Origin of the sequence: Novacetimonas hansenii JCM 7643 (assembly GCF_000964405.1) — a bacterium.
Lineage (GTDB): Bacteria > Pseudomonadota > Alphaproteobacteria > Acetobacterales > Acetobacteraceae > Novacetimonas > Novacetimonas hansenii.
Map to the genome: position 1 here is coordinate 1 of NZ_BANE01000010.1, position 21,084 is coordinate 21,084.

Annotated in this window: 19 protein-coding genes and 1 riboswitch; of the genes, 16 read left to right on the forward strand and 3 right to left on the reverse strand. The window is 65.5% G+C overall.

Going from position 1 to position 21,084, the window contains the following annotated elements; genetic code table 11:
* On the reverse strand, nt 1–290 hold a 290-nt coding region (locus tag B7G66_RS18320; protein WP_206778177.1), incomplete at its 3' end, for a hypothetical protein.
* A 75-nt stretch (nt 291–365) separates the two neighbouring features.
* Between B7G66_RS18320 and B7G66_RS00715 the strand changes: the two genes are divergently transcribed.
* The 8 genes from B7G66_RS00715 (at nt 366) to cobJ (ending at nt 9,968) form a co-directional block, all read left to right on the forward strand.
* Nucleotides 366–905 carry a histidine phosphatase family protein gene (locus B7G66_RS00715; protein ID WP_003617140.1) on the forward strand — a complete coding sequence of 180 codons (540 nt, stop codon included), beginning with the start codon at nt 366–368 and terminating at the stop codon, nt 903–905.
* Nucleotides 906–923: 18 nt separating this feature from the next.
* Nucleotides 924–1,180, forward strand: a riboswitch (cobalamin riboswitch).
* Nucleotides 1,181–1,256: 76 nt separating this feature from the next.
* Nucleotides 1,257–1,784: a DUF1636 domain-containing protein gene (locus tag B7G66_RS00720; protein WP_371861371.1), complete on the forward strand. Its 528-nt coding sequence runs from the start codon at nt 1,257–1,259 to the stop codon at nt 1,782–1,784.
* Nucleotides 1,781–2,854, forward strand: coding sequence for a cobalamin biosynthesis protein CobW (gene cobW / locus B7G66_RS00725; protein WP_003617135.1), 1,074 nt, complete (start codon nt 1,781–1,783; stop codon nt 2,852–2,854). The genes B7G66_RS00720 and cobW overlap by 4 nt, the downstream gene beginning before the upstream one ends.
* A gap of 209 nt (nt 2,855–3,063) precedes the next feature.
* Nucleotides 3,064–6,582, forward strand: coding sequence for a cobaltochelatase subunit CobN (gene cobN, locus B7G66_RS00730; RefSeq protein WP_003617133.1), 3,519 nt, complete (start codon nt 3,064–3,066; stop codon nt 6,580–6,582).
* The gene (cobG, locus tag B7G66_RS00735; RefSeq protein ID WP_080937619.1) at nt 6,579–7,811 is read left to right on the forward strand and encodes a precorrin-3B synthase; all 1,233 of its coding nucleotides are present in this window, start codon (nt 6,579–6,581) and stop codon (nt 7,809–7,811) included. The genes cobN and cobG overlap by 4 nt, the downstream gene beginning before the upstream one ends.
* Nucleotides 7,808–8,449, forward strand: a complete 642-nt coding sequence (locus B7G66_RS00740; protein WP_003617130.1) for a precorrin-8X methylmutase — start codon at nt 7,808–7,810, stop codon at nt 8,447–8,449. The genes cobG and B7G66_RS00740 overlap by 4 nt, the downstream gene beginning before the upstream one ends.
* Nucleotides 8,446–9,186 carry a precorrin-2 C(20)-methyltransferase gene (locus B7G66_RS00745; RefSeq protein WP_003617128.1) on the forward strand — a complete coding sequence of 247 codons (741 nt, stop codon included), beginning with the start codon at nt 8,446–8,448 and terminating at the stop codon, nt 9,184–9,186. The genes B7G66_RS00740 and B7G66_RS00745 overlap by 4 nt, the downstream gene beginning before the upstream one ends.
* A complete protein-coding gene (gene cobJ, locus B7G66_RS00750; protein ID WP_003617125.1) occupies nt 9,183–9,968 on the forward strand; it encodes a precorrin-3B C(17)-methyltransferase in 786 nt (261 codons plus the stop codon). The genes B7G66_RS00745 and cobJ overlap by 4 nt, the downstream gene beginning before the upstream one ends.
* On the opposite strand, the gene B7G66_RS00755 is transcribed toward cobJ, so the two are convergent.
* The gene (locus tag B7G66_RS00755) at nt 9,938–10,717 is read right to left on the reverse strand and encodes a cobalt-precorrin-6A reductase (protein WP_040511292.1); all 780 of its coding nucleotides are present in this window, start codon (nt 10,715–10,717) and stop codon (nt 9,938–9,940) included. The genes cobJ and B7G66_RS00755 overlap by 31 nt on opposite strands.
* A 26-nt stretch (nt 10,718–10,743) precedes the next feature.
* Between B7G66_RS00755 and B7G66_RS00760 the strand changes: the two genes are divergently transcribed.
* The 3 genes from B7G66_RS00760 to cobM are packed head-to-tail and all read left to right on the forward strand — an operon-like array spanning nt 10,744 to nt 13,176.
* Entirely contained in the window at nt 10,744–11,988 is a 1,245-nt protein-coding gene (locus B7G66_RS00760) for a bifunctional cobalt-precorrin-7 (C(5))-methyltransferase/cobalt-precorrin-6B (C(15))-methyltransferase (RefSeq protein ID WP_003617122.1), read from the forward strand.
* Nucleotides 11,989–11,998: 10 nt separating this feature from the next.
* Complete coding sequence (locus tag B7G66_RS00765) at nt 11,999–12,427, forward strand: cobalamin biosynthesis protein (protein WP_003617121.1); 429 nt, start codon at nt 11,999–12,001, stop codon at nt 12,425–12,427.
* On the forward strand, nt 12,424–13,176 hold the full coding sequence (gene cobM / locus B7G66_RS00770) for a precorrin-4 C(11)-methyltransferase (protein WP_003617118.1): 753 nt from the start codon (nt 12,424–12,426) through the stop codon (nt 13,174–13,176). Before B7G66_RS00765 ends, cobM begins: the two co-directional genes overlap by 4 nt.
* A gap of 89 nt (nt 13,177–13,265) precedes the next feature.
* On the opposite strand, the gene B7G66_RS00775 is transcribed toward cobM, so the two are convergent.
* On the reverse strand, nt 13,266–14,372 hold the full coding sequence (locus B7G66_RS00775; protein ID WP_040511289.1) for a cobalt-precorrin-5B (C(1))-methyltransferase: 1,107 nt from the start codon (nt 14,370–14,372) through the stop codon (nt 13,266–13,268).
* A gap of 86 nt (nt 14,373–14,458) precedes the next feature.
* Between B7G66_RS00775 and B7G66_RS00780 the strand changes: the two genes are divergently transcribed.
* The 5 genes from B7G66_RS00780 to B7G66_RS00800 form a co-directional block, all read left to right on the forward strand.
* Nucleotides 14,459–15,778 (forward strand): cobyrinate a,c-diamide synthase, encoded by a 1,320-nt coding sequence (locus tag B7G66_RS00780; RefSeq protein WP_003617114.1) that lies wholly within the window; start codon nt 14,459–14,461, stop codon nt 15,776–15,778.
* A 571-nt stretch (nt 15,779–16,349) separates the two neighbouring features.
* Nucleotides 16,350–16,622: a FeoA family protein gene (locus tag B7G66_RS00785; RefSeq protein ID WP_040511287.1), complete on the forward strand. Its 273-nt coding sequence runs from the start codon at nt 16,350–16,352 to the stop codon at nt 16,620–16,622.
* A complete protein-coding gene (feoB, locus tag B7G66_RS00790) occupies nt 16,619–18,469 on the forward strand; it encodes a ferrous iron transporter B (RefSeq protein ID WP_003617110.1) in 1,851 nt (616 codons plus the stop codon). Before B7G66_RS00785 ends, feoB begins: the two co-directional genes overlap by 4 nt.
* A 9-nt stretch (nt 18,470–18,478) precedes the next feature.
* The gene (locus B7G66_RS00795) at nt 18,479–18,742 is read left to right on the forward strand and encodes a DUF6587 family protein (RefSeq protein WP_003617108.1); all 264 of its coding nucleotides are present in this window, start codon (nt 18,479–18,481) and stop codon (nt 18,740–18,742) included.
* Between the two features lie 550 nt (nt 18,743–19,292).
* Nucleotides 19,293–21,084, forward strand: a 1,792-nt coding sequence (locus B7G66_RS00800; RefSeq protein WP_048858758.1) for a diguanylate cyclase domain-containing protein, incomplete at its 3' end; no start/stop codon positions are given.

Here is a 21,084-nt window from a genome sequence, read left to right on the forward strand (position 1 = left end):
TTTTTGAAAAAAGGCGGCACCCAAAAACTTTTCTTTTTTATCAACGCGTTGTTTTCAAAAAATCTCTGAAAATTATGAGATTCCCAGAAAAATAGGTCGCCGATAAAAAATAATGACATGGTATGATGACTGCGTTTTTTCATGGGGGCCACATCCTTCAAGGCTTTTGGATAAGGAATTGTCCCAAAACATTTATTATTCCAGTTGATGATGCACCCTGTCTTGTCACACCGCCCAAGGCGACAACGCATATTTTCATCAATCCGTTGGTTTCGAACAGACTTTCGCATGAAACGACCTGAAAGACACTGCGCCAGCCATTTCCAACATCCCCCATTTCCCCCGGAACTTTGACACACCGCCCCATGCACCTGACCTGCCTGTCCCTGCCCGCGCCTGACTGCCTGCGTCGCGCCATCATCCCCACACGTGATGACCTGCCCCCCCTGCCCCCCGGACAGGCGGCGCATCTGTGCGCCACGGCACCCGTTGCCTGTGGCGATGATACCGCCATCCCTGTTGCGCAATGGGCGGGGCGTACGCCCATTGCGCACGCCGCCCTGCGCGCGCGCGACCACGGCGCGTGGCACGGCCGCGCCCTGCATGACCTGCCGGCGCCCGACGTCGCACGCTGGATCGCGGACCCGGATTTCGCACCGCCAGACGGTGAAAGCCTGCGCGCGGTGCTGGTGCGCGTGGCGGACTGGCTGTTACGCTGCCCTACCGGACATGCAAACATGATGGTCATCGCGGACACCATGGTCATACGCGCCCTTGTGCTGGCGACGCTTGGCACAGGGGCAGAAGCGTTCGCGGCCCTTGATATCGGACCATGCACCCGCACCCTCGTGACATTCCATAACAGGTGGCGTGTGCGTGAGGTAGGGGCGGCCATCACGTTTTGACACCACATCGCGGGCGCGTGTAAAAGCCCGCATGATGGTTCCCGTAAGGGAAGAAACAGGGAAGCACGGTGCGTGGCGCGGCATGTTGCCGCCCGCAATGCCGTCACTGCCCCCGCAACTGTAGGTGGTCTCAAACATCCGGCAGGCCGTCCCTTTACAAAAGGGTGCGGCACGTCACTGGCCAGTCTGGCCGGGAAGGCGCCGGATGCGGCGGCAGGGACACTGTCCATGCCCCGGCCACAAGTCAGGAGACCTGCCATCATCGTCATGTCCCACACCAGTTCCGGGACATGGCACGACCACTGAATGTCGCAGGTCCGGCGGGGTGCCTGGAAATGCGGCGGTATCCTGATGTCCGTGCCATGCATCGGCCCCGATGCCGCACGATCGATGCACCCCGGCCATGGCCGCCATCCCATCGGGATGACGCGGCGACAGCGCAGGACGACACGTGCAATGACCACAGGTGCCCCCCCTTCCGACGCCCCCCATACCACCACCCGCCCCGACCTTCGCGCCATCCATCTCCATGTCTGCGTTACGTGCCTGCGCGGGCTGCCGGTTGGCGCCGCACCACCCGGGCGCGCCCTGTATGAACAGATGCTGACGCGCACGCACGACACCAATGTCGTGGTGCATGAGGTCAAATGCCTTGCCGCGTGCGATCGTGGCTGCACCGCCGTCGTCGCCATGCCGGGGAAATGGGGATGGCTGCTTGGCCATCTTGGTCCTGAAAAGGCCGACGACCTGATGATCTACCTTGCCGCCTATGCCACCTCGCACAGCGGCAGTGTCATGCCTTCGCGCCGTCCGGCCTCTCTGTCGGACATGGTGCTGGGCCGTTTTCCCGCCGCCCTCCTGACGGAGCACTCTTCATGACCGCATCCCCCTCCCCCCGTCCCGCCACCCGCGCCGCCCGTGCGAAGGTACCTGTCACCGTCATCACCGGCTTTCTTGGCGCGGGCAAGACGACGCTGCTGCGCCATGTGCTGGCACAGGCGCGCGGACGGCGCATCGCGATTGTCGTCAACGAATTCGGCACGCTGGGCATTGATGGCGAAACGCTGCGTGCCTGCGGGGTGGAAGGATGCCGGGATGACGATATTGTCGAACTGACCAATGGCTGCCTGTGCTGCACCGTGGCGGATGATTTCCTGCCGACGATGGAGGCGCTGCTCGACCGGGCTGACCCGCCGGAGCATATCGTGATCGAGACGTCCGGCCTTGCCCTGCCCAAGCCACTGCTCAAGGCATTCGGCTGGCCCACGGTGCGCACGCGCATGACCGTCGATGGCGTTGTCACCGTGGTTGATGGCCCCGCCGTCGCGGCCGGGCGTTTCGCCGACGACCCGGATGAAATCGCACGCCAGCGCCAGGCCGACCCGTCACTGGACCACGACAACCCGCTTGCGGAAGTTTACGAAGACCAGCTCCTTTCGGCGGACATGGTGATCATCAACAAGACCGACCTGATGACACCAGATCAGATCACCATGGTGGAGCGTGAGATCCGCGCCGAAATCCCCCGCGCGGTCAAGGTCATCCATGCCGTGGACGGGCAGGTGGACCCCGTTGTCCTGCTGGGCATGGATGCGGCGGCCGAAGATGACCTTGCGGCCCGCCCCTCCCACCATGATGCGGAAGGGGGCGAGCATGAACATGACGATTTCGAAAGCTTCGTCGCCCCCATTCCCGAACAGGACAGCGCGGACGCCTTTGTCACGCATCTGGCCCACGTGGCGGAAAAATATGACATCCTGCGCATGAAGGGATTCGCCGCCGTACGCGGCAAACCGATGCGCCTGGCGGTGCAGGGCGTGGGCAGCCGGTTCCGCCATCAGTTCGACCGCCCCCTGTCACAGGATGCGCCACGCACGGGCAACCTTGTCATCATCGGTCAAAAGGGCCTGCCGCGCGCGGCGATCGAGGCGGACCTGCAACGGACCTGACAGGACGGTCGAAAACAGGACCATCGAAAAACAGTCGCGGGGTTATAAAAGCTTCGGACGGATGTCGCTTCATTTGTAAAAAGGCGGCATCCACAGGCCTTTATGCCTTTATGAATATCTCCTGATGCCGCACCCCCGCCGCCCGGCGGTGTCCTTGGCGGCGATGTCCATGAACACGAAACCGGGCACGAAACACAGAGGCAACGCACATGCATCTTCTGGCGCGTGAAGTCCGCAGCCTCGACGAGGACGCGGTGGCCGAAGACCTCGGTCACGCACCCGCCGATATCGTGTTCCTGTCATTTTCCGACAGCGACCTGCTCGCCCTGCGCGCGGCGGTCGATGCCGGGGCGGCAGGAGGGGCCAGCGTGCGGATCGCCAGCCTGTCACGCCTGCTGCATCCCATGTCGATCGACCTGTATGTAAGTGATACCCTCCTGCGGTCACGCTGCGTCGTGGTGCGCCTGCTTGGCGGGATGGAATACTGGCGTTACGGGGGGGAAGAAGTCTCGCGCGCATGTCGCGACGCCGGCATCCCCCTGGCGCTGGTGGCGGGCGACGCACGCCCCGACCCGCGTCTGGCCGCACTGTCGAACATCGCGGCCCCCACGCTCGACCATCTTGACGCACTGCTGCGCGCGGGCGGCCCACGCAACATGGCCGCCGCCTTACGCCTGATGGCGGACCTTGCGCGGGGGCAGGACATGGGACAGGACAGGGGCGCGCAACCCATCGCAACCGACCGCGCCGAAGTGCCCTCATACCGGAGCACACCTGCTGACACCCTGCCTGCCGCAACAGCGGGCATCGACCCCCTGCATGCCGAGCCTCTGCATGTCGAGCCTCTGGCCCCCGCCGGCCTGCTGCGCACGGCGGACCCGGCGCTGCCGCTGCGCGCGGGTGTCGTGTTCTATCGCAGTCACCTGCTGGCAGGCGACATCGCCCCCATCCTTGCCCTGTCGGACGCGCTGGCACGACACGGGATCGGGGCGGATCTGTTCTATGTCACCTCACTCAAGGACCCGGCATGTGCGACGATGGTGCATGACTGGCTGGCGGATGCGCCCCCCGATGTCATCGTCAACGTCACCTTTTTCTCTGCCCGGGGGGAGGAGACGGACATATCCGCCCTTGATATCGCCAACGTGCCGGTAATCCAGGCATTGCAACCCGGCGTGACACAGGCGGCATGGCGGGACAGCACGCGCGGCCTGTCACAGGCGGACCTTGCGATGCAGGTGGTGCTGCCCGAACTTGACGGGCGTCTGCCCGGTGCGCCGATTTCCTTCAAGGAGGAAACGGACCCCGGGCTGCCCGCGCGCCATGTCCCCTACCCCCCGGGGCTGGAGATCGTCGCCGCCCGTGCCCGGGGCTGGGCGCGGCTGTCCCACCTGTCCCCCACCGCGCGACGGGTGGCGATCCTTCTGTCGGATTATCCCGGCGCACAACGTGACGGCGGCAATGGCGACGGACAGGCGGGACATGCCGTGGGGCTGGACAGTTTCGCCAGCCTTTCGGTCCTGCTGACACTGCTGCACGCCGAAGGATATGACACGGGCCAGCCCCCCCTCCACGCCTCCCTGCCCGACAGCGCGGCACTGGCGCACCTGCTGGCACGTGCGCCGGCCACCGCGTTCATGACGCTGGCACGGTATGAAACCCTGCTTGCCACCCTGCCACAGGACGCGCGCGATGCCCTTTATGCGTGCTGGGGCGCGCCCGCCGATGACCCGGCGGTTATGGATGGGGCATTGTGCCTGCGTCACCTGACGCTGGGCCATGTCACGATGGCGCTGCAACCCGATCGCGGGTCACGGCTGGACCGCAAGGGGGGATATCACGACCCCGATACGCCGCCGCGCCATGCCTATGTCGCGTTCTACCTGTGGCTGCGACATGAGGTACGGGCCGATGCCATGGTTCACCTTGGCACGCATGGCACGCTGGAATGGCTGCCGGGCAAGGCTGCGGCGCCGTCTGCGCACTGCTGGCCCACATTGCTGGCCGGTGGCATGCCGGTCATATATCCCTTCATCGTCAACAACCCCGGCGAGGCCGCGACCGCGCGGCGGCGGCTTGGGGCCGTGACCATCGGCCACATGACCCCCCCTGTCATGGCGGCAGGCCACGGCGATGGCCGCACCACCGAACTGGAACGGCTGATTGATGAATATGCCGCCGCCGACGGGCTGGACCGCAGGCGTGGCGCGATCCTGCGCGGGGAGATCCTGCAACGCGCGGGCGACCTCGGCCTGCTGGAGGAAAGCAGCCAGCGTCCGGGCGCGGAGGAAACCGGGGATGAGGATGAGGCGCTGGCACGGCTGGATGCCTATCTGTGCGATGTCAAAGACCTGCAGATCCGTGACGGGCTGCATGTCTTTGGCCGCCCACCGCCGCATGCGCGCGCACTCGCCGCCACCATCGCACGGGCCTGCGGGGCGGATACGCCACCCGACCTCGAAGGGCTCCTGCATGGGTGCGGCGCGGCAGAGGCCGGGGGCCTGCTGCGCGCGCTGGACGGACACATGCTGCCCCCCGGCCCGTCGGGCGCGCCCACGCGGGGACGCGCCGACGTGCTGCCCACCGGGCGCAACCTGTTTTCAATGGACCCGCGCGCCATCCCCACCCGGTCTGCTGTGGTACTGGCGCAACGCAGCGCCGACCTGCTGCTGGAGGGGCACCTTCAGGATGAAGGCGAGCACCTGTCGTGCATCGTCATCGACCTGTGGGGCTCATCAAGCCTGCGCACGGGGGGCGAAGACCTGGCCCTGGCCCTGCTGCTGATGGGCGTGCGCCCGGTCTGGGACAGCGGATCGGGCCGTGTGCGCGGGATCGAGGTCATTCCCATGGCGGTGCTGGACCGGCCGCGCGTGGACGTGACACTGCGGATTTCGGGGCTGTTCCGCGATGCGTTCGCAGGGCAGATCGCCCTGTTCGAACAGGCGGTGCAGGCCATCGCGGACCGCGAGGAGGCCCCGGACCTCAACCCGCTGGCCCACGGCGTGCGCGGCCTGTCGGGTGCGGCACGGCTGCGGGCGACGGCACGTATCTTTGGCGCCGCCCCCGGATGCTATGGCACCGGGATCGAGGACATGCTGGCACGTGACGGATGGAACGGGCGCGATGACCTTGGCCATGCATGGCTGGCGGGTTCGGCATGGACCTATGGCGGGCGGCGTGAGGGCATGCGCGATGACGCGGCCCTGCAACGGCGCATCGCGGCGGCGGACGTCATGCTGCATGTGCAGGACCATGCGGAGACCGACATCCTCGAAAGCGCGGATATCGCGGCGCATGCGGGCGGGATGGCCGCCGCCGCCGCCGCCCTTGGCCGGACACCGCGCGTGCTGCATGGCGACACGTCGCACCCCGAAACGCCACGCCTGCGCGCCACGGCGCAGGAGGTGGCGCGCATCGTGCGCGGGCGCCTGACCAATCCGGCATGGCTTGCGGGGATGCGCCGCCATGGTTATCGCGGGGCGGCGGAAATCGCGCGCGGGGTCGCAGCACTGCACGCATTCGCCGCGACAGTACCCGCCCGCTTCGACCGGCAGTTCGACCTTGCCTTCGCCGCCATTGTCAATGATGCGGACATGGACCGCTTCCTTGCAACGGCAAACCCCGACGCCCGTGCCGCCATCCATCACCGCCTGGCGCAGGCACAGCGGCAGGGACTGTGGCGGCCGCGCGCCAATAGTGCGGCGATGCTGCTGGACCCCGACGCATGACTCCCCCCCCCACCGTGCGCGGCTGGTGCCCCGGACTTCATACCCCGATGGAGGCCGCCGACGGCTGGCTGGTGCGTGTCCGTCCCCCGCTGGGGCAACTGACGGCGACACAGGCCGATATGATCGCCCGCGCAGCGACACATTTTGGCAACGGGCGCATCGAGCTGACCAGTCGTGGCAACCTGCAACTGCGCGGCCTGTCGCCCGAAACGGCGCCACATTTCGCACAGGCCCTGCACGCCTGCGGCCTGGGGGGAGAGGACGCATCGGAACGCCGTCGCGCGATATTGCTGTCACCGCTGGCGGGACTGGACCCGGCCTGCGATTCCCATACGCTGCCGATCGCCCGCGCGCTTGATGCGCATCTGGCCACGGCGGACCACCTGTCCGCGCTGCCTGCGAAATTCGTCATGGGGGTTGATGGTGGCGGATATGTGCCCACAGGCACGATCCGCGCCGACATCACCGCGCGCGCCCATGACGGGAAATGGCAGGTGGCCTGCGGCGATGCACGGTCGGACTGCGCGCCCGATGCGGTCCCCGCCCTGATGCTTCGCCTTGCCGAAGCCTTCATGCAGGTCGGGGGAAATTCGCGCCCCCTGCATCACCGTGGCATCGGCATGGCCATGTTCGCACATCTTGGCATTGTCGCGCGTTCACGTGACGATGATGGCCCCGCACCTGCCTGTCCCACACTGGTCGGCACCTTGCCGGGGCGATGTTACGCCGTGGTCCCGCCACTGGGCCGGATGGCGGCGGCGGACCTGTCGCGGCTGGCGCGCTGGTGCGCCAGCCATGGCGCGGGCCTGCTGCGGATGACGCCGGGGCGCACCATCATACTGCCCGGGCAGGTGCGCGCACCGGATGTGACGGGATTCGTGACGGACCCGCATGATCCACGCCTGCGTGTTGTCGCGTGCATAGGGCGGCAGGGTTGCGCCTGTACGGGGGCTGACGTCGGCGCGGACGCGCTGGCGCTGGCCCCGGACGTGCCTGTGGGCGTGCGGTTGCATGTGTCGGGATGCCCCAAGGGATGCGCCAATCCCGGGCGTTGCGACCTCACGCTTGTTGCCGCTGCAACGGGGTATGACCTGTGCCGCAACGCGCGCGCAGCCGAGACGCCAACATTGCGGGGCCTGGACATGGTGGGGGTACGCGCCCTCTTGCATGAAGGGCACGCCTCGGCCGATACACCACAACATCAGAACGGGGAGAAGACACCGGCATGACCGGCACCACGCGGTCTTACGACTATATCCATGACGGGGCGGCGATCTATGCCCGTTCCTTTGCCACCATCCGCGCTGAAGCCGATCTGGGCGGTTTCACACCGGACGAGGCCCGCGTGGCGGTGCGTATCATCCATGCCTGCGGCATGGTGGACGTCGCGCACGAAATCCGCATGTCACCCGATTTCACCACAGCCGCACAAGCTGCGCTGCGGGCGGGGCGACCCATCCTGTGCGATGCGGAAATGGTGGCCCGTGGCGTGACACGCACCCGCCTGCCCGCGGACAACGCCGTCATCTGCACGCTGCGTGACCCGCGCACGCCCGAAATCGCGCGTCGCATCGGCAATACGCGCTCCGCCGCGGCACTCGACCTGTGGGGGGAGGACATGGCAGGCGCTGTGGTGGCCATCGGCAACGCGCCGACCGCGCTGTTCCACCTGCTGGAACTGATCGCAGCGGGCGCACCACGTCCGGCAGCGGTCATCGGCATGCCGGTCGGTTTCGTCGGCGCCGCCGAATCGAAAGAGGCGCTGGCTGAATTCGGGGACCTGCCCTTCATCATCGTACGCGGGCGACTGGGTGGCAGTGCAATGGCGGCGGCAAGCGTCAACGCCCTGGCATGCGAGGCGGAATGAACACATCCCCCCCACGCGGCTGCCTGTCCATTGTCGGCATGGGACCGGGGGACCCGGAACTGCTGACGCTCAAGGCCGCGCGGATCCTGCGTGAAAGCCCGGTCGCCGCCTGGTTCGCCCGCCACGACCGGACAGGGCATGCGCGCGAAATCGCGGGCGACCTGCTGTCGACGGATGTCATCGCGCTGCGCTTCGCCTATCCCTTCACCGTGGAAATCCCCGTCAGCGATCCGCGCTATCCCGCACGAATGGCCGAATTTTACGACAGATGCGCCGAAGACATCGCAGCCCACCTCGACGCAGGGCGTGACGTGGCGCTTCTGTGCGAGGGGGACCCGTTCCTGTTCGGCTCGGCGATGTATGTATTCGACCGGCTGCACCAGCGCTTTCGGTGCGAGGTCGTGCCCGGGATCACCGGCATGGCCGGGTGCTGGTCACAGGCCCAGATGCCGATGGTCCATGGCGATGACGTACTGTGCGTCATTCCCGCGACGCTGGATGAAGACAGCCTGTGCGCGTGGCTGGAACGCGCGAACGCCGCCGTCATCATGAAGCTGGGCCGCAACATGGCCAAGGTGCGCAACGCCCTGCGCCGCGCGGGGCGCGATGATGGCCGTGCGATGTATGTCGAACGCGCGACCCAGACGCAGCAGCGTTGCATGAAACTGGCGGATGCGGGGGAACGCGCACCCTATTTTTCGATCATCCTCGTGCCCGGACGCACAGGCGTAAGATGACAGATACACCCCCAACCCCATCTCCCCTGCCCTGCCTGTATATCGTCGGGCTTGGTCCCGGCTCGGCGGACCAGATAACGCCACAGGCCACCGCCGCCCTGGCGCAGGCGACCGACCTGATCGGTTATGGCCCGTATGTCGCACGCGCGGTGGCGGGGCCGGACGTGGTACGCCATGCCACCGACAACCGTGTCGAGCTTGAGCGCGCGCGCCATGCGCTGGAACTGGCGCAGGCAGGACGGCGGGTGGCTGTTGTCTCCGGCGGGGATGCGGGCGTGTTCGCCATGGCAAGCGCCGTGTTCGAGGCCATCGACCATGGTCCCGTCGCCTGGCGCGACATCGACGTGCGCGTCATCCCCGGCGTTTCCGCCGTTCTGGCCGCCGCAGCCCGCCTTGGTGCGCCGCTGGGCGGGGATTTCTGTGTCATGTCGCTGTCGGATAACCTCAAGCCACGCGCCGTGGTGCATGACCGCCTGCGTGCCGCCGCAGGGGCGGGATTCGTCATCGCCCTTTACAACCCGCGTTCCAAGGCGCGCCCCGGCCAACTGGCCGAGGCATTCGACGTCCTGCGCGCCGTGCTTCCCGGAACGGTCCCGGTTGCCTTCGCCCGGGCCATCGGCCGCCCCGATGAACGCGTGATCCTGCACGACCTGGCCCATGCTGACCCCGAACAGGTGGACATGAGCACACTGGTCCTGATCGGCTGCGAACGCACCCACCTGATTGACCGTCCGCACGGCCAACCATGGCTCTATACCTCCCGCAGGGTTGACCCCTCTTGAATGATGGCCCGCGAATGCAGCCATGCCATGGCATGGTCCGCATCCCCCACCACCGTCGCGTGGGGCAGGACGGGCCGTTCCACCATGATGACCGCAACCCCCAGCGCACGCGCGGCGGCAAGCTTGGCCACGGTGGCCGCACCACCGGAATTCTTCGTCACGATCAGGTCGATCCCCTCGTGCCGCAGCAAGGCCTCCTCCGCCGTCACATCGAACGGGCCACGCGCCAGCACGGTGCGCGCGCCCACGGGCAACAGCGCCGGGTCCGGGGCATCGACACTGCGCACCAGCCACACATGCCCACAGGGGGCAAGGTCACGGAACGCCAGCAGGTCCTTGCGCCCGATCGTCAGCAGGACACGCCGTGGCGCAGGCCCGATGGCGCGCGCGGCCGCCGCCATGTCAGGCACCATGTCCCAGCGATCGTCCGGCCCGGGCGCCCATGCGGGGCGTTCCACCCGCACAAGGGCCACGCCCGCCTGTGCGCAGGCCGCGACCGCGTTGGCGCTGATGCGCGCGGCAAAGGGATGCGTTGCATCCACGACGGCCGCGATCCGGTTGTGCGACAGCCATTGCGCCATCCCCTGCGCCCCGCCAAAGCCACCGATACGCACCTCCAGCCGGGGCAGGACAGGTGCGCGTGTCACCCCGGCAAGGGAAAGGATGGCCGTAAAACCGGATGCCCGCGCCTCCAGCGCGTGGCACAGCAACCGCGCCTCCGTCGTGCCACCCAGAACCAGTACCCGCATCATTGCCCACCCCCGAGGAGACTGAAATGACCCATCCAGCCTGGCTGCATGTTATCGGCATTGGCGAAGACGGTGTCGAGGGTCTGTCGGAAGTGGCGCAGGCGCTGATTGCCTCGGCCGAGCTGGTGGCGGGGGGACGTCGGCACCTGCTGCTGGTGGAAGGGCTGATGCGTGGCGAACGCCTGATGTGGCCCGCCAGCATGTCCGAAGGGATCGAACGCATGTTGCGCTGGCGCGGCCGGCGCGTGGTGGTTCTGGCGTCGGGCGACCCGTTCAGCTTTGGCATCGGCGTCACATTGTGCCGTCACATGCCGGTGGCGGAAATGACCTGCATCCCCGCCCCCTCGTCGATCGCACTGGCCTGTGCGCGGATGGGATGGGCGCGGCAGGACACGGCGGTGCTGTCGATCTGTGGCCGCCCGATGGAAGTGGTGGCCCCCGCATTGCAGCCCGGCGCGCACCTGATCGTACTGTCGGCGGACGCACGTTCGCCCATGACGCTGGCCAAATGGATGACGTCGCGCGGCTTTGGCCCCTCCGTCATTCATGTGCTTGAGGCGCTGGGCGGCCCTTACGAACACCATCGGCATATGCGTGCGGACATGCTGGCGGCGGGCATGGGGGATGCCATCAACCCGCTGAACCTGATGGGCATAGAGGTCGTGGCAGAACCGGACGCGATGGTTTTACCGCTGTCGGCGGGATTACCCGATGACATGTTCGCCCATGACGGGCAGATCACCAAGCGCGAGATCCGCGCCGCCACCCTGTCCGCCCTTGCCCCGCGCCAGGGCGAGATGCTGTGGGATATCGGCGGGGGTGCGGGGTCGGTGGCCATCGAATGGATGCTGCGCCATCCCGCCAACCGCGCCATCACCATCGAACGCAACCATGACCGCGCCGCACGCATCGCGGCCAATGCGCTGGCGCTGGGCACGCCCGCCCTGCGCATCGTGGAAGGCGGTGCATTGGAAACCCTTGGCGCATTGCATGACGCGAACACGCCACGCCCCGATGCGGTGTTCGTGGGCGGCGGGGTCAGCAATCCGGGACTGGTGGAAGGCGCATGGAACGCCCTGCGCCCCGGCGGACGGCTGGTGGCCAATGCCGTCACGCTGCAAGGTGAGGCCGTGCTGCTTGCCAAACATGCACAATGGGGCGGCAACCTGCTGCGCATGCGCATAGAGCGTGTGGAACCGGTCGGTACGCAATCGGCGTTCCGCCCGGCGATGACAGTGACCCAGTACGCAGCCACCCGCCCCTTTGCATGAGTGCTTTTGCATGAGTGCTACGGCACCGACGGACACGAAAGGGGGGAACGTGAACATAACGGGCCTGTATGTGGCGGGCATCGGGTGCGGCAGCGGATGCGACATGCACGATCTCCTTGCCCTTCTGCACGATGCGGCCACCCGCGCGCGGTGTCGGCCCGGCCTGATCGCCATCCCCGATTTCCGTGCGGATTGCACGGCCCTGCATGCAGCGGCACAACAAGCGGGCCTGCCGTTACATGTCGTGCCATATCGCGACCTGCTGGCGGCACAGCCACGTTGCGTCACCCGGTCGGCGCGGGCGCTGGCGGCATGTGGCGTCGCGTCAGTGGCGGAGGGCTGCGCCATCGCCATGGCGGGCGACGGCGCACGCCTGGTCCTGCCGCGCATTGCCTACCGGCGCATCACATGCGCCATTGCACGAACGGAGTACACATGACCGTACATTTCATCGGCGCAGGCCCCGGGGCCGCCGACCTGCTGACCCTGCGCGGACGCGACCTGCTGGCGCGGTGCCCGGTCTGCCTTTATGCCGGGTCCATCGTCCCGCGCGACATGCTGTCGCACTGCCCGCCCGATGCGCGACTGGTGGATACCGCGCCCATGACACTTGACATGATCGAGGCGGAATATGTCACCGCACATGCGGCGGGACACGATGTCGCACGCCTGCATTCGGGGGACCTGTCGGTCTATAGCGCCGTGGCGGAACAGATCCGCAGGCTGGAGCGGCATGCCATCCCATGGACCATGACGCCGGGCGTACCCGCCTTTGCCGCCGCGGCATCGGTGCTGGGCCGTGAACTGACGATGCCCGAAGTCGCGCAGAGCGTCGTGCTGACCCGTGTCAGCGGACGCGCATCCGCCATGCCGGACACCGAAACGCTGAAGGCCTTTGGCGCAACGGGCGCGACACTTGCGATCCACCTTGCGATCCATGCGCTGGACCGGATTGTGGCGGACCTGACGCCGCTTTATGGTGCGGACTGTCCCGTGGCGATCGTCGCGCGCGCCACATGGCCCGATCAGGTGGTACTGCGCGGGACATTGGGCAATATTACCACGCAACTTGCGGAACATCCCATCGAACGCACGGCCCTTGTACTGGTGGGACGCGCACTGGGGCAGCATGATTTCCGTGAAAGCGCGCTTTATAACCCCGACTACCATCGCCGCTTCCGCACGTAAGAAATATAAAACATCTTTATCCGGGAAACAGTTTTCCAAAAAATCCTCGGCCGGGGGCATCCGAACGCCCCGGCCGGATGCGCCGCCCCCTAATCCACATCATGTGGGCCATGGCGCGCCACCAGCGCGCCGGCGCGGTCAAACATCAGGATATCCAGCGCACATCCACTGCCCGCCAGCACGGTACGCCCAACACCCCACGCCCGGCATGTGATGACAGCGCCAAGGTCGATCCCTGCCGCCGTAGCAAGCGCAAAGGCCGCCGCGACCGTATGGGTGGACGCAATTTGTGCGACAAGGTCCGCCCCCGCGCCCGCACGCGCGGCATCGCGGGCCAGTTCGGCCATATCCGCCTGCCCACGCCGCGAATGCAGGTCCAAAAACCCCTGTGCCAACTTGCTGATCTTTGCAACGCCCCCGGCCACGGTGACGCGACGCACGGGATGGCGACGCAGATATTTCAGCAGGCCGCCCGCAAAATCGCCCATTTCGACCATCGCCTCCTCCGGCAGGGCATAAAGCGCACGCGCGGCACGTTCGGACACATCGCCGGTTGACCCCACCACATGCGCAAGCCCCATGGCGCGCGCCACGTCCACGCCACGATGGATGCTGTCGATCCACGCCGCGCATGAAAATGGCACGACGATGCCGGTCGTCCCCAGAATCGACAGGCCACCGATAATCCCAAGCCGCGCATTAAGCGTCCGTCGCGCCAGGGTTTCGCCGTCCGCCACGGACACCGTGACCCGCACATCGGGGTCATGATCGTCCCCCGTCGCCAGGGCGGCGCGGATCATGCGACGCGGAACGGGGTTGATCGCAGGTTCCCCGACCGCAACCGGCAGGCCCGGCAATGTCACGGTCCCCACACCGCGCCCGGCATGAAAGGTAATCCCCGCCCCCGCCATGCCGGGGTGCAGGTCGACACGGATCAGCGCACCATGCGTGACGTCAGGATCATCGCCTGCATCCTTGATAACGCACGCCCATGCGCCCCCCGCCCCGTCATGGCCATGCGCGGCAAGGCTGAAGGCCACCTCCTGCCCGGCGGGCAATGTAATGGTGACGGGATCGGGAAAATCACCATACCGCATCGCAACCCACGCGGCCCTTGCCGCCGCCGTGGCACAGCTTCCGGTGGTCCAGCCCCGGCGCAGGCTGGCCTGATCGGGGGTGTTGCGGGTATGTGTCATCGCGGCATTCCAGTGTGGGCAGGCATCCCCGCCATTGGCGGCGGGGAAGAAAACATGATGGAACAGCATGTAGCAGGTAGGGACATATGATGGCACGCGGGCTGATGATCGCAGCCCCCCGTTCGGGCGGGGGAAAGACGACACTGACACTGGCGATCATGGCGGCCCTGCGCGCACGCGGGGTGGAGGTCGGCGGCGCCAAGACCGGCCCGGATTATATCGACCCGGCGTTCCACGAGGCCGCGACAGGCCGCCCCGGCCTCAACCTCGATAGCTGGACCATGGCGCCGGCCCTGTTGGACACGATCATGACGCAGGCGCGACAGGCGGCCGGGATGGTGGTGGTGGAAGCGTCGATGGGCCTGTTCGACGGGCTGGACACACCCGATGGCGCACGTGGCGCGCCATCGGACATCGCGGCACGGTTCGACCTGCCGGTTATCCTTGTCCTTGACGTGTCGGGACAGGGACAATCAGCCGCGGCGACCGCACTGGGCTTTGCCCGGCTGGACCCCACGGTGCGCGTCGCGGGGGTGATCCTCAACCGTGTCGGTTCCGAACGGCACCGCACCATGGCGACCCGTGCAATCACGGCCATCGGCCTGCCGGTACTGGGCGCGTTCATGCGCAATCCCGACCTGTGCATGCCCGAACGTCACCTCGGGCTGGTGCAGGCGCGCGAACATGACGGGCTGGCGGGGCTGCTGGCGCAACTGGCGGCACAGGCGGAACGCGACCTCGACCTTGACGCCCTGCTGGCGCTGGCGGACGGGGGACGGTACACACCACCGGCCAGCCGCGCCATCGCCCTGCCACCACCGGGGCAGCGGATCGCGGTGGCCAATGATGCTGCATTTTCCTTCGTCTATGCCCATATGCTGATGGGATGGCGTGATATGGGAGCGGAGATTTCGTTCTTCTCCCCCCTTGCGGACGAAGGCCCGGACGATACATGCGACGCCTGCTGGCTACCGGGTGGGTATCCCGAACTGCATGCCGCCCGCCTGTCCGCCGCCACGCGATTTCACGCCAGATTGCGCCATTTCGCCCAGACACGGCCGGTGCATGGGGAATGCGGTGGATTCATGACACTGGGCGCCAGCCTGACCGACCGTGACGGACATACCCACGCCATGGTGGGATTGCTGGACCACGAAACCTCGTTCGCACGTCGGCGCATGAACCTTGGCTATCGCGCGGCACGGCTGCGCCATGGCTGTGCGCTGGGAACCGTGGGGACGCATCTGCGCGGGCATGAATTCCACTACGCCACCATCAGCAACCCCGGCACCGACCTGCCACTTGCCGACCTGCGCGATGGAAATGGGGAAGATCGCGGCATGGCGGGGGGGATGCGGGGCAATGTCAGCGGCACGTTCTTTCATGTGCTGGCACGACATGGCTAAGGTGCGAAACCGTATCAGCATGCCCGACGACCATTGAATATCCCCACACACGGGGAAACATCATAACCAACTGAAATATAAAATATTCCTGTATGGATTTCCCACATCCCCATAAGGGGTTGCAGTGCCAGAGAAAAGTAGTTTTTATAATTTTATCATTTATTATCAATAAGTTATTTTTTCATCCTGTCGTGGAAGTAAAAAATCCCCAATATGCCCTGATGCGCCACGTTGCGGGACGCGATGGACAAGGATCATGCCGGAAATTAGGATTAATTCTTAGAGGCTGTTTCAAAAACCCCGCACCCGGCGCATAACGCTGCGCCAGCGCCCCGCATGGCGGGGACCTGGCCCGCAGGGATACCGGATGGGGCCACAGCCCCCGGCATATCCACGGGGCCATTCTGGGCGTCATTCAGGGCGTCATTCAGGAAACCGTTTCCGGGCAGGGCGTCCGTCCGGGCAGGGTTTTCTGAAACAGCCCCTTCAACCTGTCAGGTTCCGGGCCACATGCCCTGACCTGTTTCATTTTGGGCGCGCCATGCCGTATGGGCGTGTGTGCGAGATACAGATGCGACTGAGTGAACTTCCACGCGGGGTGGAGGCCATCATCGAACGGGTGGAAGACGCCCGCCATCCTGACCCGGTGGCCAGGCGGCTGCGCGAACTCGGCTTCGTCCCGGACGAGGCGGTGCGCATCGTGGCCACAGCCCCCATGGGCGGCGACCCGATCGCGGTACGCATCGGCTTTACCCGCTTCGCCCTGCGCCGCGAGGAAGCCGCGCGCGTCATCGTGCGGACCGACCTGTCCCGCCCCTACCCGCAGGCCCGGCCACATCCATGAACATGATCCCCCCGACCCGCACCCTGCGCATCGCACTGGTGGGCAACCCGAACTGTGGCAAGACGGCCCTGTTCAACCTGCTGACCGGCAGTCGGCAGAAGGTTGCCAATTATGCCGGCGCCACGGTGGAACGCAAGGAAGGCCGCTTCACCACACCACAGGGGCACGCCATACAGGTGCTGGACCTGCCCGGTGCCTACAGCCTTGTCGCCACCAGCCCGGACGAGGCGGTAACGCGCGACATCTGTGCCGGAACCTACCGCGGGGAGGCCGCACCCGACCTGCTGGTCTGTGTGGCGGATGCGACAAACCTGCGGCTGCACCTGCGTTTCGTCCTGGAAATGCGCCAGCTTGGCCGGCCCATGGTGCTGGCGCTCAACATGATCGACGCCGCGCGGCGCAAGGGAATGGACATCGACCTGCCCCGCCTTGCGGCCGAACTTGGCGCACCGGTGGTCGCAACCGTGGGCATCCGGCGCAATGGCGCGCGCGACCTGCTGGCGCAGCTTGACGCGCCGCCGCCGCCCGCGCCGACACCCCTGCCCCCGGATACGGACCTGCATGCCATCGTACGGCGTATCCTTGGGGAGTGTGTCACCCGCACCCATCCGGTGTCCGGCGCGATTGAGGACCGTCTGGACCGCTGGGTGCTGCACCCGGTGTGGGGACCGGTCATCCTGACGGTGCTGCTGTTCGTGATGTTTCAGGCGGTCTTTGCCTGGGCGCAACCGCTGATGGACGGGATCGACGCCGGCATGGGCTGGATCGGCGAACAGGTGGGCCACCTGATGCCCGATGGCGCACTGCGCAGCCTGCTGGTCAATGGCATCATTGCCGGCGCAGGCAGCGTCGTCACCTTCCTGCCGCAGATCCTGATCCTGTTCCTGTGGATACTGGTGCTGGAGGAATCGGGATACCTGCCGCGCGCGGCCTTCCTGCTGGACCCGGTCATGTCGCTGGCGGGGCTGAGCGGGCGGTCCTTCATTCCCTTGCTGTCAAGCTTCGCCTGCGCAGTGCCGGGCATCATGGCGACACGCACCATCCAGAACCCGCGCGACCGGTTGGTCACCATCCTGATCGCACCGCTGATGACATGTTCGGCACGGCTGCCGGTCTATACGCTGCTGATCGGGGCATTCGTGCCCCAGCGCGCAGTGTGGGGCGTCCTCAACATGCAGGGGCTGGTTCTGTTCGGGCTATATGCGGCGGGCATCCTCTCCGCCCTGCTTGTCGCGCGCATCGCGCGGCGCGGCGGCCGCGGGCAGGAGGCGGCGTTGCTGATGGAACTTCCGGCCTATCGCCTGCCCAACCCGCGTGACCTGCTGCTGGGGCTGACCGAACGGGCGCGGATCTTCCTGCGACGCGTGGGCACGACCATCGTCTCGCTGACGGTGCTGCTATGGGCGCTTTCCAGCTTTCCCGCACCGCCGGCGGGCGCCACCGGCCCCGCCATCGACTGGAGCCTTGCTGGACGGATCGGGCATCTCATGCTGCCCATCTTTGCGCCGCTTGGTTTCAACTGGCAGATCTGCGTTGCCCTGATCCCCGGCCTTGCGGCACGGGAGGTCGCGGTCGGGGCCCTTGCGACCGTCTATGCCATCGGTGATGCAGGGGCCGATACGGACCAGGCCGCGATGCTGGGGCACCTGCTGCCCGCGCACTGGAGTGTCGCGACCGCGCTGTCGCTGCTGGCATGGTATGTCTATGCCCCGCAATGCGTCGCGACCCTTGCGGTCATCCGGCGTGAAACTGCGTCGTGGCGTGTCGTCGCCATCACGGCGGGGTATCTGTTTACCCTTGCCTATGTGACGGCACTGCTGACCTACCGCCTTGCGCTGCTGTTCTGAGGGCGGGACGTGATCCAATCACTCCTTGTCACCGGTGTCGTCATGGCATGCGCGCTGTACTGGACGGGCCGCCTGTTTCCACGCGTGCGTCTGGCGGGATGGCGCATGACCGCGACCGCGCTGCGCCATCTGGGCGCGCCCCGGCACCTGCGTGATCTGGCGATGCAACGCGCAATCCCACGGACCGGCGGGGGATGTGGGGGATGCAGCGCCTGCGCCGAAACACGCCGCGTATGCCCACCGGACACAAAACAGACACCCGGACAGAAATAAGCCATTTGTGGCAATACCCCCCACGGGGGCCGCCATTCCCCGGATGCCAATGCCTTGCAACGGTTGCGGGAGCAGACGCCGCACCAGAAACGCCCCGACAATGTCACACAGCATTTAATACAAAATTTCACAGGCTACCTTTTCAGGTGGCCTCTAACCTTTCGTTAGGCTTTGCTGGATACGCTCGGACCGCAATCGGCCCTGACATGACGCATAGAAGACACGGCCCTGTACCCAATATCGTTGGGTGGCATAAGATTTATTTGCCTTTTTACAGGAAACATCCCTATGCAAATCATGGTACGAATTGATAGAAACGGTTGAAATTTTATTATCTTATTTCATAAACATAGACTGTAAATGCATCTTTATTTCAGAAAAATTACTCGGTCGTTCCTCTTATTTATTTCAAAGATGAAACAGACAGGCACCCTGCATTACCGATAACAGCCCGCCCGACACCACGCCCCCCCCCTTCGTGGCCATCAGGCATGACTTTCGGACCTGCAGGCCCTATGATCCTTTTTCCTTTCTCCCCCTGAGGTTGATGATGAGCAAGTCCCATCTAAGCGCTGAAGTCCTTTTATCGGCACTTGAGCAGGCCATTGATGCGACAGTAATTATTGATGACAAAAACAACGTCATCTTTTTCAACAAGGCCGCCGAGAACCTGTGGGGGATTCCGCGGCAGAACGTGATCGGCAAGAATGTCAGTGCGCTTGTCCCGCTGCAACATCGCGCGGACCATGACAGCTTCATCGACACCAACCGCCGCACAGGCATCAGCAAGATCGTCGGCACCTCGCGCGAGGTGGAGTTCGCCCGGACGGATGGGGAATATATCTGCGGGGAACTGTCGCTTTCCAAGGTCCTGACCGGCGAAGACCGCATTTACTACATGGGGGTGATGAAAAACGTCACCAACGAAAGCCAGCAGCGCAAGATCCTGATCCTGCAGAACGACGTGCTTCAGGCACTGGCCAGCGACATGCTGATCCAGGACGTGGCCGACCTGCTGTGCCGCCGTGTCGAAGGGTTCGTGCCGGGGGCTGTGGCGGTCCTGATGCTGATCATGCCCGACGGGCAGTTGCGCGTACTGTCGTCCCCCACCCTGCCCAAACGGTACCGCGCCGCCCTTGAAACGGTACAGCTTTCCCCATCCGCCATGGAAAAGCTGCGTGTGGACCCGTCACAGGCCAACCGTCTGGTGTGGGACAGCTATCGTTCGCTGGGGATTTCGCTTGGGCTGCAACAGTGCTTTTCCACCCCGGTCAAGACCCAGACGGGCGAGGTCTCTGGCATTTTCGCGCTGTATTCACGCGACGACGCACGCCGCAATTCATGGCCGCAGCGCATCGTGGATTCGTGCATCCCGTTCTGTGCCCTCGCCTTTGAACAGAATGCGACCAAGCAGCACATCTCCCACCTGTCGAACTTCGACTCCCTGACCGGCCTGCTCAACCGTTCCTCCGTGCACAAGGTGCTCGAAGGCATGATCGCCAAGCAGGAAGGCAACCACCATTTCGCGATTTTCATGCTCGACATCGACCGCTTCCGCGACATCAACGATGCGCTGGGCCATGTCTATGCCGATCAGTTCCTGGTCGAGATCGCGCATCGCATCCGCTCCATCGCAAAGGACGATTATATCGTCAGCCGCTCCGGCGGGGATGAATTCGTGGTGGCGGTGCCCAACTGCCGCAATGACGATGCGATCAAGTTCGCGGAAATGCTGATCTCCACAATCGCAAAGCCGATGCAGATCGGGCAGAACACGCTGACCATCTCGTGCAGTGTCGGCATCAGCACCTTCCCCGATAACGGTCCTGACAGCGAATCACTGCTCAGCAATGCCGACGTGGCGATGCGGCAATCCAAGCTCGACGGGCGCGGGACCTACCGCTTTGCCAATTCTGAAAAGAATCAGGTGGCGCAGGACCGGCTGGTGCTTGGTTCCGCTCTGCGGGACTCTCTGGCGCGCGGGGCGCTGAACCTGCATTATCAGCCGCAGGTGCGCACCCACACGCTGGAACTGTGCGGGGTGGAGGCCCTGTCGCGGTGGCATCATCCCCACCTTGGCAACATCTTCCCCTCGCGCTTTATCGCGGTGGCGGAAGAAACGGGACAGATCGAGGCCATCGGCCGGTGGTCGTTGCAGGAATCCTGTCGCCAGATGGTGCAGTGGGACAAGGATGGCATCCATGTGCCCACCGTTGCGGTGAACCTGTCGGCGGTGCATTTCCGCAATCGCGCCCTGCCGGAATATATTTCCAACCTGCTGGACCATTTCAACCTGACGCCTGACCGCCTGACGGTGGAAATCACCGAAAGCGTGATGATGG

What these genes read in the sequence shown, in the direction of transcription:
- B7G66_RS00715 (WP_003617140.1), top strand. Translation starts at nt 366, where the DNA reads ATGCACCTGACCTGCCTGTCCCTGCCCGCGCCTGACTGCCTGCGTCGC.
- cobJ (WP_003617125.1), top strand. Translation starts at nt 9,183, where the DNA reads ATGACAGATACACCCCCAACCCCATCTCCCCTGCCCTGCCTGTATATC.
- B7G66_RS00745 (WP_003617128.1), top strand. Translation starts at nt 8,446, where the DNA reads ATGAACACATCCCCCCCACGCGGCTGCCTGTCCATTGTCGGCATGGGA.
- B7G66_RS00720 (WP_371861371.1), top strand. Translation starts at nt 1,257, where the DNA reads ATGTCCGTGCCATGCATCGGCCCCGATGCCGCACGATCGATGCACCCC.
- B7G66_RS00755 (WP_040511292.1), bottom strand. Translation starts at nt 10,717, where the DNA reads ATGCGGGTACTGGTTCTGGGTGGCACGACGGAGGCGCGGTTGCTGTGC.
- feoB (WP_003617110.1), top strand. Translation starts at nt 16,619, where the DNA reads ATGAACATGATCCCCCCGACCCGCACCCTGCGCATCGCACTGGTGGGC.
- B7G66_RS00780 (WP_003617114.1), top strand. Translation starts at nt 14,459, where the DNA reads ATGATGGCACGCGGGCTGATGATCGCAGCCCCCCGTTCGGGCGGGGGA.
- cobW (WP_003617135.1), top strand. Translation starts at nt 1,781, where the DNA reads ATGACCGCATCCCCCTCCCCCCGTCCCGCCACCCGCGCCGCCCGTGCG.
- cobN (WP_003617133.1), top strand. Translation starts at nt 3,064, where the DNA reads ATGCATCTTCTGGCGCGTGAAGTCCGCAGCCTCGACGAGGACGCGGTG.
- cobM (WP_003617118.1), top strand. Translation starts at nt 12,424, where the DNA reads ATGACCGTACATTTCATCGGCGCAGGCCCCGGGGCCGCCGACCTGCTG.
- B7G66_RS00760 (WP_003617122.1), top strand. Translation starts at nt 10,744, where the DNA reads ATGACCCATCCAGCCTGGCTGCATGTTATCGGCATTGGCGAAGACGGT.
- B7G66_RS00765 (WP_003617121.1), top strand. Translation starts at nt 11,999, where the DNA reads ATGAGTGCTACGGCACCGACGGACACGAAAGGGGGGAACGTGAACATA.
- cobG (WP_080937619.1), top strand. Translation starts at nt 6,579, where the DNA reads ATGACTCCCCCCCCCACCGTGCGCGGCTGGTGCCCCGGACTTCATACC.
- B7G66_RS00775 (WP_040511289.1), bottom strand. Translation starts at nt 14,372, where the DNA reads ATGACACATACCCGCAACACCCCCGATCAGGCCAGCCTGCGCCGGGGC.
- B7G66_RS00785 (WP_040511287.1), top strand. Translation starts at nt 16,350, where the DNA reads ATGCGACTGAGTGAACTTCCACGCGGGGTGGAGGCCATCATCGAACGG.
- B7G66_RS00740 (WP_003617130.1), top strand. Translation starts at nt 7,808, where the DNA reads ATGACCGGCACCACGCGGTCTTACGACTATATCCATGACGGGGCGGCG.